A 12,563-nucleotide genomic window follows, 5' to 3' on the forward strand; every position below is an offset into this window, starting at 1 on the left:
CCCGCCCCCACCCGCAAGACCACAAACATCTAGGTCGATGTCTTCACTTCGGTGGTGGGGGGTGGGCGCCGGTGGGGGCCAGAGGCCACGACCCGCCCCCCCCCCACCACCCGTCTGGCATGGGGCAGAGCATGCGCAATCGGCGTCCGTGCACTACGCACCGCCTGCACCGGCACCACCGGTATTGCCGTCGATGAGGCCCAGGTCCTGAGCCGCCCCTCGGTGCTGCCGTGGAGGCCGCGCGGTCGGCGGCCCAGCTCTGCGCAACCGGTGTCGCGCACACTGCGGAACCGGCGGCTGCGCATTGGTCTGCGCAGGTCGTCTGCCGTTCGGCGGTTTGCGGTGACGCGGAGGGCGTGTTGGTCGCGGGCAAGCGGGTGTGCTTCGACGTCATCCAGGATGCCGCCGGTGTCCGGGCCGACAACGTCAGCCCCGTGACCCCGGGGTGTTGTGGCGCCGGCGGGGAACCGGGAGGCGACACGGCCACGCAGGAATGAGCTGGGCGGCTCGCTGGGACGGCCCTTGGGATCGATGCGGCCGGACGCCTGCCCGTGGTGCACGGAGCCGGGGCAGGCCGGCGCCGACGGCCGAACGGGCGGTGCGGCATCATGACTGCGACTGCCTGGAACCCGCGCCGGCCGTGCCCGTCAGGGCGCACGGCCGGGCTGCGCACCGGGGAGAGAGTCCGGTGCTTTTTCATCTTCTGCCGCAACCGGCCGGTCCGTAGGTTCCCACGCCGGATGTGGGCCGGAGCATCAGGGATTCGCGGGGTTACGGGTTACATCCCGTTCGGGCCGGCGGTTGGCGTGTACGGAAGCGGACATGGCCGTCCCGGGGAGGGCATGTGCCGGGCGGGAAGGGGAGCGCTGTACAAGAGGCGAGGGGCCCGGGACTGATGGCTGCCTTGGCCCCTCGCCTGTCGCGTATTCGCCGATGGGAGAGAAGACGGCGGATGGCGTGTATGTGCTGCCCTGCTCAACGACCGCTCCTGCAACAGGTCACCGGTCGAGACACAGGCGGAGCCGGCTGTACGAGGGCGGGAGCGGTGGTGCTCGCGGTGGCCCTCGAGGTGCTGGCTGTCGCCGACTGCGGGCGTTGGTGCCCGGCGGGCCTGTGCGTGTGCCTGGCTGCGGCCGCGGGTGGGTCAGGGAGCGAGGGCGTGGCGGAGGGTGTCGCGGCAGTCGATGAACTGGTCGACGCCGACGAGCTGCAGGACGCGCAGGACGGAAGGGGTCGGTCCGGCGAGGCGGAGCCAGCCGCCGGCTGCGGTGACGTGCTGGTGGGCGGTGATGAGGATGTTGATGCCGCTGGAATCCAGGAAGGTGACCTGGCGCAGGTCGATCACGATGCGGGGCAGCTTGGTGTCGGTGACGTCCAGGGCCTGCCGGAGGTGATCACCGGTGTGGTGGTCGATCTCCCCGGTTACGGTCACCACGCGGATGCCGCCCGTGGCGGTGACCGCGATGGACAGCCCGCCAGGCTGCTGCGCCTGCTCGGCTTGTTCGGGTTTCAGCCTGGGTGTTTCAGCCACGCCGGTGATACTTACACACCGAAGGCCTCATCACGGGTGTCATCCCGCGGGCACGGGTGATGCGCTTTGTGTGACGAAACCGGTGCAAGAGCGCACGGTATGTGCTGTGGACACGAGGTAAGCGGCAGGCCGGGCTGTACGGGGTGGCGAGGATGAACGCGATGGATGCAGCGCCTGCGGGCGAGGGCGGGACCCTGCCGTTTGAGCGGCTGATACAGACCACGGTGGCACTGGACGGCGACGGGGCGGACATCGCCCACGCCCGCCACCGGGCTGTGGACTTTCTTGCCCGGGTGCAGGCCGAGCACGGCCTGCCCGTGTCCCAGCGGGCCCTGGACGTAACCCAGTTGGTGGTCAGCGAGCTGGTCACCAACGCCCGCAAGTACGCGCCCGGCCCGGTGCTGCTGGATCTGCGGATCGTCGGCGACCTGGTGGAGGTGGTGGTGTGGGACTCCGAGCCGGTGCTGCCCATCGCCCGGGCCGCGGACGCGGGCCGGGTCGGCCAGCACGGCCTGGAGATCGTCATGGCCGTCGCCCAGGGTTTTGAGGTGCAGCGCGAGCCGGTCGGCAAACGCGTCACCGCCCGCATCGCCCTCCTGGACGATCCTGGCGGCATACCCTTGGGACGCAACCCTTTGTGAAGGCGACCCCGCACCCCATCCCCGGACCGGGCACCCGTGGACGGATCGCCGACCGTGAAGGGGGAGGCAAGTGGTTCTGATCGCGTGCCTGCTCCTGCCCGCCATGGCAGTACTGCTGTACAGCATGAGCCGGATCGAGGAATGGCTCGCCCGCACCGCCCAGCCACCCCGCCACGCCCGTCGCCGGCGCCTGTACCTGATCTCCGGCGGCAGGCAGCATGCAGGCACGCGCCGCACGAACAACCGGCGGCACAGGCGGTTCGACGCGGCCTGACCAGGAGCCCGGCCACGACTGCAGACAGCCCCGGCCGAATGGTTCTCAGTCCCGACCGTGATCGGTCAGCGCACCGGCGCCGTGTCCGGACCGTCGCCGAGCGCCGACGCGCCGGGGCGCAGGCCGGGGCCCGCCGTCCCGGCCGGATCGGGGACATCGCTGCCCACGAGCTCTGCAAAGCCCGCCGCCGGCGTCACGGACCGCCACGTCAGCGGCCGGCCGGGGCCGGGTACGACGCCGTCGAGGCGTTCGGCACCGAGCACACGCTGATCCTGGAACACGGCTGCGAAAGTCCGGTCGACTGCTTCGTGAGCGAATGGGTCACAGACCTGCAACTCCCGGACGGCGCGGGCCTGCTGTCTGCCCCGCTGGCGGCTGATACCGCACGCCACTACGACCAGGCCGTCTTTGTCCGCGACCAGCAGATGGTGGCCCGCCGCCCCGATTTGTGTCTGGCGTTCGTCCGCGACACCGGCGAGGTACTGCCCCTGGAGGAGCAGGCGAGAGCTGCTGGCATCCCCGTCCAGCGCGTCCTGCTTCCGTGACGTACGATCCGGGAGGCTCGGCCGACGCCGTCGGGTGCTTGAACGCACCGTGTCCTGGCTGGCCGGATGCCGTCGCCTGCACCGCCGCTACGAGCGCAAGACCGAGCACTTCCCCGTCTTCGTCGCCATTGCTGCGGCCCTCATCAGCTACCGCAGACCCACCACCTGAATCAGCCCGTCAGGTCCCCGGACCGGTGCGCGCGAAGAGGCAGAACGGGTGGCCCGCCGGGTCGTACAGGACGCGCACGTCGGCTTGAGGCTGGAAGTCCGCCACGGTTGCCCCCAGGGCGAGAGCCTGCTCGACGGCTGATGACAGATCGTTCACCTCGATGTCCAGGTGCATCATCATCTGTTGCTCGGACCGTGTGGAAGGCCACCGCGGAGGTGTGAAGAGCGGCTCCGTCTGGAACGACAGTCCGGTACTGCCGTCGGGCGGCCCGATCTCAACCCAGCCCGGTTCCTCCTTCCGTACCGGCCACCAGAGCAGGCCCTGATAGAACTGCGCCAGTTCATGGGGGTTCGGCGCATCAAGAGTGGTCGCGGCCAACGAGAAACGCGGTTGGGACTTCATGCAGTACTGCTGCCCACTTCCGCTCCTCACAGGCCAGCCACCCATCTCCAGGCCGCTGCCAACGCCTCGCGATGTCCCTTCCTACGGGCACCCCGATCTGTCCCGTCAACACCGGGCGGAGTCTGCTCACCCCGTACCTGGGCGCGCAGCGTGCCGGGCAGGAGGGCCGCGTCTTGGCTGCCGCATGGAACATTGCGGTCATCGAGACGGTCACCGACCCCTACGGGCAGCCCGACCCGCTGTCCCGGGAAGACCGGCAGCGGGTGCGGCAACCGGCCAAGCGAGGCCGGATAGAGATGGTCATCGCGCGGTGGCCGACGTCCATCGCCCCGAACCGGTCCCGTGACCTGCGGTACTGCGAGATCATCGAGCCTCACAAACAGGGTGTGAGCGTGCGCTGTTCTCGGGCGCCGCTGCGGACGGGGGGCGCTGGGATGACCACGGCGAGCATGCTGCACGACAGACACCGGCTCCTCGGCCACCTGGCCAGTGGCACGGTGTCCGGACGGACCGGTGTACTGCGGGGCGTCGCCCCCGAGGGCGACGCCCCGAAACCGGTAGCCTGGCTGCTCCCCGCAGGCGGCGGCATCGAATGGACGACGCCGATCCGGGCGATCGAGCCGGTCACGGCACCCACGCCGGACCGGCCGCGCCGCGGACGCTGACGGCCGGACACCGAGGAGAGGCGAGCCGTGATTCGGCAGGCAGGCGCGCACCCGCCCGCGCGGCACGAGGTCTTCAACTGCAAGCTGTGCCCCGGCAAGGGCTCGACGGCGGAGATCGCCGGCGTGGGCGAACGCATGGCGCGCTGGCGGGTGTGCCACTCGTGCGACTTCTGGCTGACCTGCATCGGCTACCGGCACCTCGGCGACCAGGACCCCGACGGCCGGCGCGTGCTGCGCGTCGACGGACGCCACTACATGACATGGACCGAAGAGCAGGGTCGCCCGCCCGAGACCGGATACACCAGCCGCGCCGACCGCCCGTACGTCCTGCTGGAGGACGGGATCGTACGCAACGCGCGCTGGCTGTGGCTGATGGGCTCGATCCCGGACCGGTTCCGCGAACAGCTCCCGGACAACGCCCGCTTCCTTGATCCCTGACAATGACGGCAGGGCCGGTTTCACGTGGAACGAGCCGGGTCTGAAGCCTGTGCTGTGCGCCTGACAGACCAGACGAAGCACGCCGCCCACCGGCACAGACCGGCAGCCCGCACCGAGCACCGCACCGGCCGGCTTCCCGGCGACCATGCCCGCCGGGGAGCCGTGCTCTTCGACGGCGACCGGAGGACCAGGGACGCCGTCCCTGCCGTCCTGGCCTGAATGTGCTGCCCGGGCAAGGGGGAGTGATCTCCGGGTCCGTATGCTGCGCCAGCCCGGCGAACCGCTCACTGAAGGGAAACCTCACCGTGTTCCAGCAGACCCCCGTCTACGACCGCCTCGTCGCCGAACGCGGCGACATCCCCGTCCAGGTCCGCGGGGAAGCCGACCGCATACACCGCGACCTGGCCCAGGTACTGCCCCAGACATCCACCTCCCAGCCGAACGCCCCGCAGAGCGTTTTCGAGCCGAAGACACCTTCCCGCGCTCTTTAGAGCTTTGGCCGTTGCCTTGCCCTTGCGGCCTCGCACTCGCGTGCAGCCGGGGTCTGCGCAGCCGGGCGGCTCAGGACATGGACGGCAGTCGGTAGACGGCGTCCTGGCACCATGCTGCCGCCCCGGTGCTGGCCTTGACGGCGACACCGCTTCCGCAGGCGCCGTCCTTCTGCCGCCGGGTACGGCTACCGACCGGGACAGACAGCCTGGACGCCGGTACCCGCATACGCCCTCAGCGCCAAGAGGAGCAGAGACCCGCGGTCCTATTCCGTCACCGGTCGGCCCCGATAGCTCCGCCACAGCGCGACCACGCCCCGTCCCAGACACCTTCCACCGTGCGCACGGCCCGCCGTCCTGATCCTGTACCACGCCCCGCCTGCTGATGTTCCCCTCCACAGCCACCGCATCACGGGCGCCCACCAGCCGGCCGGTACGATCTCCGGCCGCTCCACCACCTGCCGCCACGCCCAAGCCGTGCTGCGGGGCAGAACCCCTGGTACCGGGCACGGATGCGGCGTACCGACGACCAGGTCCAGCAGCCGACGGACGAGGTCGTCTCCTGGATCTGCCACATGGGATCGAGCGCCTCTGGGCCGCGGGTTCTACCGCCGGTAGAATAGGCGGCATGAGCAAGCCGACGAGCATCAAGACCAGCGAGGAAGTGCGCGACCGGCTGCGTGTCCTTGCCGAAGAGCGCGGCACCACCATCACCAAGCTGCTGGAAGAGTTCGCCTCCCGCGAGCTCACGGAAACCGAACGGGAGCAGCGCGCTGCCGAGGCGGCCCGTGAGCTCGGCATCCAGTACACCGAGCAGGTCCAGCAGGCCGGTCAGGATGCCTGGGCGAAGATCCGCGCCCATCAGGGCGGCGCCGCCGCGTGAACCTGACGGCTGTCCTGGACCACACTGCTCTGGCCGCCCTGTACCGGGCCGACCCCTTCTTCACCGGCCTCTACATCGAGGCCTCGCGCGGCACCGGCCGCGTCATCATCCCCTCCCTGTCCGTCCTCGCCGCCGAGCGGCAGGTTCCCAGGGCAGGCAGGCACGCGGCATCCTTGTGGTTCGCCGAGAACGTCCCCTTCACCGCCGCGCACTCCGTGGACGCGATGGACTGGAAGGACGTGGACTGGCCGGTGGCCCACGCGGCTGCGATCGCCTGGCACGCGATCAAGGCAGGCGAGCCTGTCACGGTTCTGTCGCTGGAACCCGAGCTGTACGCGGGTACCGGTATCACGCCGCTGAACCCCACCTGACCCGCACTCCGGGCAAAGGCGAGGCCGTTCTCCGCCTGCATGAGAAGCACCGGCTCATCGGTCCTCTGGTCTACGGCGCGGTGTCCGGGCGGAGCGGTGTGGAACGCCTCGTGAAGAGCTTTTCCCGCCGCCCAGGTCACCGCCGTTTCACCGCGGGGCGAGGGGGCGAGCCTGTCCTACCAGCTGTGAGGCGGTCGTCGATCGGACCGTTCGTACGCAGTCGCTTCAGAGCGTGAGTACCGGTCGCGTGGAGAAGTCCTCGTACATGTCCTCTCCGTCCGGTCCGTACACGAACTCGGCCATGACGGGGTTACGGTTGGCGGTCGCCAGGGGGAGCCAGGCCAGCAGGTGGCCGTAGCCGCCGCACACCGACTCGCCCCCATCGCCGCCGTGGACCGCGGTGACATCGCTGGTCAGCTCAGCGCGGTAGGTGTCGTAGGCGATGTGCAGGCCGAAGGCGTTCAGCTCGTTGTGCGGGCCGGTGTCGTCGCCATAGGGGATGCGGTCGAGGGGACAGCCGTCGCCCCACCGGAACAGGGTGCCCGACCCGGCGCCGCAGGCGTGTTCCCACTCATCAGGGCTCGGCATCCGCAGACCACGGGCAAAGAGGGCAGCCGGCATGTCGGCCGGAGGTTCGGTCAGGGGCTCGTCCTCCACGGCCATCAGGACGGTGTCCAGGTGAACGCTGCGGCGAGGGCTGAGGATCCGCTCGAGGTGGGTCCGCAGATCGGGCCCGTAACCGTAGCCCTGCTCCCGGCTTTCGGCGTAGTCGGCGGCCTGCTGCGCGGTCGGCTGCCAGGTGTCGACGTCAAAGCCCAGGGACACCCGGCCTCCGGGTATCAGGGCGAACTCCTGCCCGTCCCGCTCGACCCGGACGCGGTGCAGCGGGGCACCGAGGTGTTCCGTGGCCTCGACGAGTGACACCCGGCCGCCCACGTGGTCAGCGGCATTCTGGGCGATCCGCCGGGCGGTGACCTCGTCGAAGGTCCGCCATAGGTCGAAAGTGAGATCAGCGAGCGACATGGCCGGCAGTGTGGCATGTGGCACTGACACAGCACGGAGATGGCCCGGTCGTGTCACCCGTCGTACGCATTGCTGGCGGCGCGGGTGTCCGTGACGAGCTCAGGCGCGGTCGGGACCGCAGACATCCCCTGGCTCCCGTACCGCCCCGGACGGCCCCTGGCCGCGCCTGGCCGGGCAGGACGGTAACGCCTCGGGCGCTCTACGTTCCCGCCCGGCTGGGTTCGGCAGGCGGTCTTCATCATGAAGACGCCGGCCCCGGGCGGAAGGGAATCGTGATGAAGAGCATCAAGCATTCCAGACTGCCCACAAACGCCGGATCAGGTGGGCCGTGGACGGCACCCGGGAACGCATCCTCGCCGCAGTTCTAGTCTTCTGAGTCAGGGATGCGCTTCAGATATGAGGCAAGGCGTTCGAGGATCTCGTCGGCGGGCTTCACCCAGACATACGGCCTGGGGTTTTCGTTCCAGGTCTTGATCCAGGTACGGATGTCTCCCTCGAGCGCCTGGACGGAGGTGTGGACGCCCCGTCGTATCTGCTTGTTCGTCAGCTCCGCGAACCAGCGTTCCACCAGATTCAGCCAGGACGAACCGGTGGGGGTGAAGTGCAGGTGGAAGCGGGGATGGGCCAACAGCCAGTTCTTGACGGCCGCAGTCTTGTGAGTGGCGTAGTTGTCCAGCACCAAGTGCACGTGCAACCCGGCCGGCACTTCGCGGTCGAGCTTGGCCAGGAACTTCTTGAACTCTGCGGTGCGGTGCCGGCGGTGCAGGGAACCGATCACCTTTCCCGTGGCCACCTCCAGGGCAGCGAACAAGGTGGTGGTTCCCGCCCGCACATAGTCGTGGGTGAGGCGCTGCGGGACACCTGGCATCATCGGCAGCACCGGCTGGGTCCGGTTCAAGGCCTGGATCTGCGACTTCTCGTCCACACAGAACACCAGCGCCTGCCAGGCGGGTCCAGATACAGGCCGACGACATCGTGGACCTTGTCGATGAAGTACGGGTCCGTGGACAGCAGAGCCGTCTCGGTGCGGTGCGGCTGAAGGCCGAAGGCCCGCCAGATCCGCGACACGGTCGACTGCGACAGACCCATCTCTTTCGCCATCGCCCGTGTCGACCAGTGTGTGGCATTCTTCGGAGTCGACTCCAGTGTCCGTCTCACCACCACGGCGACCTGTTCATCGCTCACCGTGCGCGGTCCGCCCGGCCGCGGCAGGTCACCCAGCCCGGGCAAGCGGTCGCGCACAAACCGCATCCGCCACTTGCCAACCGTGTGCTCCTCCGCCCCGACCTGACGCGCCACCTCGCGATTGGTGGCACCCGTGGCACAGGCCAGGACGATCCGGCAGCGCAGAGCCAACGCCTGCGGCGTTGATCTGCGCCGGACCAACTCTTCCAGCTGATCGCGCTCTTGAGCAGTCAGCACCAGTTCAGCCTTGGGCCGTCCCATCCGAGCCATGCACCGACTCTACTAACGAAACGAATTCCAGACTCAGAAGACTAGTCTTCTGAGTCTGGAATTCTATTCAGATGTGTAGGGTTGCGGGGTGGCGCGTACTGGGCGGCCGAAGGCCGAGTTGATCCTGTCGGATGCGGAACGGGCTGCGCTGGAGGGATGGGTGCGGCGCCGTTCCACGCCGCAGGCCTGGGCGCTGCGCTGCCGGATCATCCTGGCCTGCGCGAGCGGCGCATCGAACAAGGACGTGGCCGCGCAGGTGGGCTCCACGCCGCATGCGGTGGGCCGGTGGCGGAAGCGGTTCGTCGAGCACCGGATCGCCGGCCCGGGTGACATGCTGCGCCTGGGCGGCCCGCGGACGGTCACCGACGAGCAGGTCGCCGCGGTGGTGAAGCGGACGCTGGAGTCAACGCCGAAGAACGCCACGCACTGGTCGACGCGGGCGATGGCGAAGGAGATGGGCCTGTCGCAGTCGACCGTGTCGCGGATCTGGCGGGCCTTCGGCCTGCAGCCACACCGCACCGGGACGTTCAAGCTGTCGACGGACCCATACTTCGTCGACAAGGTCCACGACGTGGTCGGCCTCTATCTGGACCCGCCCGAGCGGGCCTTGGTGTTCTGTGTCGACGAGAAGTCGCAGATCCAGGCCCTGGACCGGTCCCAGCCGGTGCTGCCGATGATGCCCGGCGTCCCGCAGCGGGTCACCCACGACTACGTGCGCGCGGGCACCACCACATTGTTCGCCGCACTGGAGGTGGCCACGGGGAAGGTGATCGGCTCTCTGCACCGCCGGCACCGGGCCGAGGAGTTCAAGAAGTTCCTGATCAAACTCGACCAGGAGATACCGGCGGACCTGGACGTGCACCTGGTGCTGGACAACTACGCCACCCACAAGACTCCGGCGATCAAAACCTGGCTGCTGGCTCACCCCCGCTTCCACCTGCACTTCACGCCCACCGGCTCGTCCTGGCTCAACCTGGTCGAGCGGTGGTTCGTCGAGCTGACCAACAAGCAGATACGGCGCGGCGTGCACAAAAGCGTCCAAGCGCTGGAGAAGGACATCCGCACCTGGATCGCCGCATGAAACACCGACCCCAAACCCTACGTCTGGACCAAGACCGCAGACCAGATCCTCGAACGTCTCGCCAGCTATCTGAATAGAATTCCTGACTCAGAAGACTAGGGTCCGTCTTCAAAGATCATCGGATGGTGGATCATGGTGGGGTGGTACGCCGTCATGAACTCACCGATCAGGAGTGGGAGTTGCTCGCTCCGTTGATACCGAGGGCCGCGACGGGTCGGCCGCGGGTGTCGGACCGGCAGGTCGTCAACGGGATGGTCTACAAGATCCGGACCGGGATCTCCTGGCGTGACCTGCCAAAACGCTACGGTCCGTGGAAGACGGTCTCTACCTGCTTCTGCCGTTACGCCCTGGACGGCGTGTTCACCCGGGCTCTCCAGCAGATCCAGGCCGAAGCGGATGCGGTCGGGGACATCGACTGGCTGGTGCAGATTGACTCCACCATCGTCCGTGCTCACCAGCACGCCGCCGCCACGGGCCGAAAAGGTGCCCCTATGGTTTTCGTCAAGCGGTGGCCGGAGTCGGTGGCTGGTAGAAGGTTCCGTCTCGGAGCATGGCGAAGAGGACGTCGATGCGGCGTCGGGCCAGGCAGATGATGGCTGCGACGTGGTGTTTCCCCTCGTTTCGTTTCCTGTCGTAGTAGGCACGTGAGTCCGGCTGGGACAGTGAGGCGAAGGCGGCGAGGTAGAAGGCCCGCTTGAGCTGTTTATTGCCTCGTCGGGAGGGCTGTTCGCCGCGGATGGAGGAGCCGGATCTGCGCGTGGCGGGTGCCAGGCCGGCGTAGGCGGCCAGGTGCCCTGCGGTGGCGAAGCCGCTGCCGTCACCGACGTCGATAAGGATCCGGGCGGCGGTCCTGACCCCAATGCCGGGCATCGAGGTCAGGACCTGGGAAAGAGGGTGTGCCTCCAGCAGCTCCTCGATCCTTGCGGCAAGGACTTTGCGCTGGTCAAGTACTGCGGAGAGCGAGGCAGCCAGACTTGGGACGATCAGCGCGGAGGCCTCGGTGCCCGGAACAACGACAGTCTGTTCGTCGAGTGCGTCGAAGATGTCCGCAACGAGCCGTTCTGCCATGCGTGGCGCCTTGGGCCGCAGCAGGGTCGCCAGCCGTCGCCTGCCGGCTTTCCGTAACTGGGCTGGTGAGCCGTGTCGTTCGAGAAGGACCAGCACCGCCGGGTGGTCCAGTCGAGGGGCCAGGACCCGCTCGAGTGAGGGATGGATCTGGGTCAGCAGTCCGCGCAGACGGTTCTTGATGCGGGTGACCTCGCCGGCCAGGTCGTCGTCGAAGCCCACGAGCATGTTCAGCTCGGCGACGGTTTCGTCGTCCGGGGCCAGGTCGCGGAGGGTGTGGGGCATGGTGCGGGCGGCATCGGCGATGATCGCTGCATCACGGGCATCGGTCTTCGACTCGCCCGGGTAGAGGTCGGCGATGCGCCGCATCGTCAGCCCTGGCAGATAGGCAACCCGGCACCCCGTATCGCGGGCCACTGCCAGCGGGAGAGCACCCATCGAGGCCGGCTGGTCCACCACGACCAGCACGTTGCCGTGCTTGGCCTGCAGCTTCTCGAACAGTTCACGCAGCCGCGATTCATTATTTGGCATCGGCTTGTCGAACACCTTCTTGCCCGCCGGAGTCAGCGCAGTGCCGTGATGTTCGCCCTTGCCGACGTCCAGACCGAGGTAGATGTCGATCTCACCGTCGTGGCTCATGTCCCTCCCCAGCAGCCTCTTCCCGGTCTCGCACGCGGCATCAGCGTGCCGGCATCCACGTTACGAAGGCCTGCTCATCCACGGTGCGGATGTGAGCGGTCATGCCCCTGATCAGCGGTCTGCCGATGCCTCCCGGCCCGGTGACACCACCTTTTCGATCATGTCGACGAGGGGACCAAGTCATACCGGGCCCGGAGACCGGAGCCCCAATAGCGGAGCCACGGACAAGGTAACGGGGATCCATCGGCGGACGAACCGGACGATCACGCCCTCGGCCGATCCCGAGGGGGGCTGACCACCAAAATCCACCTCGCCTGCGACGGCCGCGGACGGCCCCTCGCCATCCTGCTGACCCCCGGCCAACGCCACGACAGCATCTGCGCACGCCCCCTCCTCGAACGCATCCACGTCCCGCGCACCGGCCCTGGCCGACCTCGCTGCAGACCCGACCAGATCATCGCCGACAAGGCCTACAGCTCTCGCGGCCTCCGCGCCTACCTGCGCAAACGCGGTATCGCGCACACCATCCCGGAGAAGGCCGACCAGCAGCGCCATCGGCTGAACCGCGGCCGCCGCGGCGGCAGGCCGCCCGGGTTCGACCGGGAGGCCTACCGCCGCCGCACCACCATCGAGCGCTGCTTCAACCGGCTCAAAGGCTTCCGCGGGATCGCGACCAGATACGACAAGACCGCCGCCTCATACGAGGCAGCGGTCAGTCTCGCGTCGCTCCTGCTCTGGGCAAGATCTGTTTGAAGACGGACCCTACATCAACCACCCAGCAACCAAGGGCTGGAAGGGGGGGACTTCACCACGACGGCATCCGCGACCACCGCCACCAGGTCGGCTTCGGGGTCCCGTTCGCCGCCTGGCACTTCGGGCCCTTTTTCTGGCTG

At 68.4% G+C, this 12,563-nt stretch carries 14 protein-coding genes and 4 pseudogenes; 12 read left to right on the plus strand and 6 right to left on the minus strand.

Annotated elements, in window-relative coordinates; genetic code table 11:
• Window positions 1-1,144 precede the first annotated feature (1,144 nt).
• A complete protein-coding gene (locus ACIF8T_RS36130) occupies window positions 1,145-1,531 on the minus strand; it encodes an STAS domain-containing protein (protein WP_400041171.1) in 387 nt (128 codons plus the stop codon).
• 161 nt (window positions 1,532-1,692) lie between these two features.
• On the opposite strand from ACIF8T_RS36130, the gene ACIF8T_RS36135 reads away from it, so the two are divergent.
• Together ACIF8T_RS36135 and ACIF8T_RS36140 are read left to right on the plus strand one after the other, a co-directional pair.
• The gene (locus tag ACIF8T_RS36135) at window positions 1,693-2,172 is read left to right on the plus strand and encodes an ATP-binding protein (RefSeq protein WP_400041173.1); all 480 of its coding nucleotides are present in this window, start codon (window positions 1,693-1,695) and stop codon (window positions 2,170-2,172) included.
• Window positions 2,173-2,242: 70 nt separating this feature from the next.
• Window positions 2,243-2,446 carry a hypothetical protein gene (locus ACIF8T_RS36140; protein ID WP_400041175.1) on the plus strand — a complete coding sequence of 68 codons (204 nt, stop codon included), beginning with the start codon at window positions 2,243-2,245 and terminating at the stop codon, window positions 2,444-2,446.
• Window positions 2,447-2,511: 65 nt separating this feature from the next.
• Here the strand turns inward: ACIF8T_RS36140 and ACIF8T_RS36145 are convergent, their stop codons facing one another.
• The gene (locus ACIF8T_RS36145; RefSeq protein WP_400041177.1) at window positions 2,512-2,727 is read right to left on the minus strand and encodes a hypothetical protein; all 216 of its coding nucleotides are present in this window, start codon (window positions 2,725-2,727) and stop codon (window positions 2,512-2,514) included.
• Between the two features lie 27 nt (window positions 2,728-2,754).
• Here ACIF8T_RS36145 and ACIF8T_RS36150 point away from each other — a divergent pair, with 27 nt between their 5' ends.
• On the plus strand, window positions 2,755-2,991 hold the full coding sequence (locus tag ACIF8T_RS36150; RefSeq protein WP_400041277.1) for a hypothetical protein: 237 nt from the start codon (window positions 2,755-2,757) through the stop codon (window positions 2,989-2,991).
• Between the two features lie 7 nt (window positions 2,992-2,998).
• Window positions 2,999-3,160: pseudogene (locus ACIF8T_RS36155) on the plus strand (IS5/IS1182 family transposase); the annotation flags it as partial.
• 9 nt (window positions 3,161-3,169) lie between these two features.
• Here the strand turns inward: ACIF8T_RS36155 and ACIF8T_RS36160 are convergent.
• Complete coding sequence (locus ACIF8T_RS36160) at window positions 3,170-3,562, minus strand: VOC family protein (RefSeq protein ID WP_400041179.1); 393 nt, start codon at window positions 3,560-3,562, stop codon at window positions 3,170-3,172.
• 173 nt (window positions 3,563-3,735) lie between these two features.
• On the opposite strand from ACIF8T_RS36160, the gene ACIF8T_RS36165 reads away from it, so the two are divergent.
• The 5 genes from ACIF8T_RS36165 (at window position 3,736) to ACIF8T_RS36185 (ending at window position 6,407) form a co-directional block, all read left to right on the plus strand.
• A complete protein-coding gene (locus tag ACIF8T_RS36165; RefSeq protein WP_400041180.1) occupies window positions 3,736-4,227 on the plus strand; it encodes a hypothetical protein in 492 nt (163 codons plus the stop codon).
• Window positions 4,228-4,254: 27 nt separating this feature from the next.
• Entirely contained in the window at window positions 4,255-4,665 is a 411-nt protein-coding gene (locus ACIF8T_RS36170; protein ID WP_400041182.1) for a hypothetical protein, read from the plus strand.
• Between the two features lie 305 nt (window positions 4,666-4,970).
• Complete coding sequence (locus ACIF8T_RS36175) at window positions 4,971-5,156, plus strand: hypothetical protein (RefSeq protein WP_400041184.1); 186 nt, start codon at window positions 4,971-4,973, stop codon at window positions 5,154-5,156.
• 625 nt (window positions 5,157-5,781) lie between these two features.
• Window positions 5,782-6,036 carry a hypothetical protein gene (locus ACIF8T_RS36180; RefSeq protein WP_400041186.1) on the plus strand — a complete coding sequence of 85 codons (255 nt, stop codon included), beginning with the start codon at window positions 5,782-5,784 and terminating at the stop codon, window positions 6,034-6,036.
• The gene (locus ACIF8T_RS36185; RefSeq protein ID WP_400041188.1) at window positions 6,033-6,407 is read left to right on the plus strand and encodes a PIN domain-containing protein; all 375 of its coding nucleotides are present in this window, start codon (window positions 6,033-6,035) and stop codon (window positions 6,405-6,407) included. Before ACIF8T_RS36180 ends, ACIF8T_RS36185 begins: the two co-directional genes overlap by 4 nt.
• Window positions 6,408-6,632: 225 nt before the next feature.
• Here the strand turns inward: ACIF8T_RS36185 and ACIF8T_RS36190 are convergent, their stop codons facing one another.
• Window positions 6,633-7,430 (minus strand): hypothetical protein, encoded by a 798-nt coding sequence (locus ACIF8T_RS36190; protein WP_400041190.1) that lies wholly within the window; start codon window positions 7,428-7,430, stop codon window positions 6,633-6,635.
• A gap of 364 nt (window positions 7,431-7,794) precedes the next feature.
• Window positions 7,795-8,885 (minus strand): annotated as a pseudogene (locus tag ACIF8T_RS36195) (IS630 family transposase).
• Window positions 8,886-8,973: 88 nt separating this feature from the next.
• Here ACIF8T_RS36195 and ACIF8T_RS36200 point away from each other — a divergent pair.
• Both ACIF8T_RS36200 and ACIF8T_RS36205 read left to right on the plus strand, forming a co-directional pair.
• Window positions 8,974-10,065, plus strand: a pseudogene (locus ACIF8T_RS36200) (IS630 family transposase).
• A gap of 23 nt (window positions 10,066-10,088) precedes the next feature.
• Window positions 10,089-10,559, plus strand: a complete 471-nt coding sequence (locus ACIF8T_RS36205) for an IS5 family transposase (protein ID WP_400041191.1) — start codon at window positions 10,089-10,091, stop codon at window positions 10,557-10,559.
• Here the strand turns inward: ACIF8T_RS36205 and ACIF8T_RS36210 are convergent.
• On the minus strand, window positions 10,468-11,670 hold the full coding sequence (locus tag ACIF8T_RS36210; protein WP_400041193.1) for an IS110 family transposase: 1,203 nt from the start codon (window positions 11,668-11,670) through the stop codon (window positions 10,468-10,470). The genes ACIF8T_RS36205 and ACIF8T_RS36210 overlap by 92 nt on opposite strands.
• A gap of 234 nt (window positions 11,671-11,904) precedes the next feature.
• Between ACIF8T_RS36210 and ACIF8T_RS36215 the strand changes: the two are divergent.
• Window positions 11,905-12,423 (plus strand): annotated as a pseudogene (locus ACIF8T_RS36215) (IS5 family transposase); the annotation flags it as partial.
• Between the last annotated feature and the right edge of the window lie 140 nt (window positions 12,424-12,563).

The sequence above is a fragment of the Streptomyces sp. NPDC085946 genome, assembly GCF_044540485.1.
GTDB lineage: Bacteria > Actinomycetota > Actinomycetes > Streptomycetales > Streptomycetaceae > Streptomyces.